Annotated in this window: 3 protein-coding genes and 1 pseudogene; all 4 read right to left on the bottom strand. The window is 60.3% G+C overall.

Annotated elements, in window-relative coordinates; all coding sequences use genetic code 11:
- Window positions 1-203: 203 nt before the first annotated feature.
- Window positions 204-1,303 (bottom strand): IS3 family transposase gene (locus EWE75_RS24300; protein ID WP_130160595.1). Its coding sequence is split into 2 segments (ribosomal slippage): window positions 204-1,051 and window positions 1,051-1,303, totalling 1,101 coding nucleotides; the frame shifts between segments, so codons are not numbered across the junction.
- A gap of 118 nt (window positions 1,304-1,421) precedes the next feature.
- Window positions 1,422-1,652: pseudogene (locus EWE75_RS24295) on the bottom strand (integrase core domain-containing protein); the annotation flags it as partial.
- Window positions 1,653-1,818: 166 nt separating this feature from the next.
- Complete coding sequence (locus EWE75_RS25940) at window positions 1,819-2,043, bottom strand: response regulator (protein WP_231708552.1); 225 nt, start codon at window positions 2,041-2,043, stop codon at window positions 1,819-1,821.
- A gap of 7 nt (window positions 2,044-2,050) precedes the next feature.
- On the bottom strand, window positions 2,051-2,224 hold the full coding sequence (locus tag EWE75_RS25935; protein WP_231708551.1) for a response regulator: 174 nt from the start codon (window positions 2,222-2,224) through the stop codon (window positions 2,051-2,053).
- Window positions 2,225-2,381: the final 157 nt, after the last annotated feature.

Here is a 2,381-nt window from a genome sequence, read left to right as displayed (position 1 = left end):
GCTGGTTCGAGCAATCAGGCAAACGCCTCGCCGTCGGTATAGGTGGTGAGCACGCAGCTTGGCGATGCGGTGCGTCCGGCCATCGACACCGGGAGTGGTAGCGAGACGATGATGGCGGTTCGCTGTGACGGAGAGTTGGCCTCGACTGACTTTTGTGAGGGTCCCCCGGTTTCTCATCCAAGTCGAGGGTGAGTTTCCGGCGTTCATTCGGCCGCGATCTTGGCCGCGGCAGCAGCATATTCGATCGGCGTCAGCCAGCCAAGAGATGTGTGAGGACGGCTCTCGTTATAGTCCCGCCTCCAGGCATCGATCTTGGCTCGGGCGTCTTCCAGCGACAGGAACCAGTGCGTGTTGAGGCATTCGTCGCGCAGGCGGCCATTGAACGATTCCACGAACGCGTTGTCCGTCGGCTTGCCCGGTCGGCTGAAGTCGAGCGTGACGCCGTTCTCGTACGCCCAGCGATCGAGCGCCTTCGAGATGAACTCAGGGCCATTGTCCACCCGGATGGTCCTGGGCGCACCACGGGATAGCGTGATGCGCGTCATCGCGTCGACGACCTGCTCGCCCTTGATGCCCTGATCGACATCGATTGCCAGCGCCTCCCTGGTAAACGCATCAACGACGGTCAGCGCGCGCAGCCGACGGCCATCGAACAGTGCGTCCGAGACGAAGTCCATCGACCACATCTCGTTCGCCGCCGAAGCCGCAGGCTGTCGCTCCCGGTTGGCAGCGCTGACGTTGCGGCGAGGCCTCTTGAGCCGAAGGCTCAGACCATCGTTCCGGTAAAGCCGATAGACACGCTTGTGGTTCACGAACCATCCTTCCCTGCGCAGCAGGATGTAAATCCTGAAGTAGCCGTACCGCGTCCGCGTCGCTGCAAGATCACGGATGCGCAGCATCAGCGGTGCCTGATCGGGCCGGTGCGACTGGTACCGCACCGACGACCGATCGACGCCCAGCGCCAGACAACTGCGCCGTTCGCTAACACCATGGGACGCCTGGACGTGCGCGACGATCTCGCGCCGCCGCCCAGGCGTCAGAGCTTTTTTGACAAAACATCCTGCAGGATATGCTTGTCGAGGCTGAGGTCCGCGACCAGCTGCTTGAGCTTGCGGTTCTCCTCCTCGAGCAACTTCAGGCGCCGCAACTCGCCCACGCCGAGCCCGCCATAGACCTTCTTCCACCGGTAAAACGTCTGCTCCGAAATCCCCATCCGACGGATCGCCTCCGCCACCGGCGTACCAGTCTCCGCCTGCTTCAGCGCGAACGCGATCTGCTCGTCCGTATACTTCGACTTCTTCATATCCAGCTCCTTGCCCGCAGGCTCTACAGGGCCGGAAAACTCTCGCTCAAAATGGGCTAAAAAACAGGGGGGACGTCATTCATTCGGCCGCCGCGGCATCATACTCGACCGGCGTCATTCAGCCAAGCAATGTGTGATGACGGCTCTCATTATAGTCCTTTCGCCACGCCTAGATCATGGCGCGAGCGTCGGCCAGCCACAGGAACCAGCGGACGTTCAAGCACTCATCGCGCAGGCTATCGTTGAACGTCTCCCCGAGGGCATTGTCGGTCGGCTTGCCCGGCCGGCTAACGTCGAGCGTCACGCCGTTCTCGTACGCCCAGCTGTCCAGTGCCTTCGAAGTGCCTTCAAGATGAACTCCGGTCCGTAGCACATCGGGAAGGGCTTGTTCGGGAGTAGCTATGGCCCTGATCGAGACAGTCCACGTCGGCAGCTTAGACTTTTTCAACAGCCACGATCGTTTGTGGGAAGGCGGTCTCTGTCGCAAACGCGTCGCAGCCGAACGGAACGGGTCTCTAAACCGCTTTTTTCAACGGTTCTGGTAATTTGCTGTCAGGTAGCATTTCGCGCAAATGGCCGTGCACCATCTGCTTGTTAAACGGCTTGGCAATGAACGTGGCCTTGTCGGGCATCTCTCCCACCTTGGGTAGGACATGGCCGGAGGCGATGACGATCTCGATAGCTGGCCAATTTTCTGCGACGTGGCGCGCCAACGCAAAGCCGTTTGTCTCACCAGGCATGTCGACGTCAGAACAGCAACACGATGTTTTCCCAGTTCGAGGCCAAGATCCGCTTGGCCTCGTCTCCATCCATGGCTTCGTAGAACCGAAACCCGGCGTCTTCGAGAATACCGGTCGTATCCATCATGATGAGGGGATCGTCGTCAACAACGAGGGCGTAAGGGACTGTCGAAAGGGTCATCCCGCCCTAACCATTCGCCGGACACCAAGTTGCCACTTCCCACGCTAATTTCTGCTGTCGGGACCGCAGTACGTCCAGGCCGCTGCCGGTCAGGCGTAACGGCGACTGCTTGGCAAACTGGGGCACAAAGTACCGAATCCTAGTAGTTTCGTCACGG

Source organism: Sphingomonas populi, from assembly GCF_004208535.1.
In the GTDB taxonomy this organism is placed as follows: domain Bacteria; phylum Pseudomonadota; class Alphaproteobacteria; order Sphingomonadales; family Sphingomonadaceae; genus Sphingomonas; species Sphingomonas populi.
This window is presented reverse-complemented; position numbering and strand designations above follow the sequence as displayed.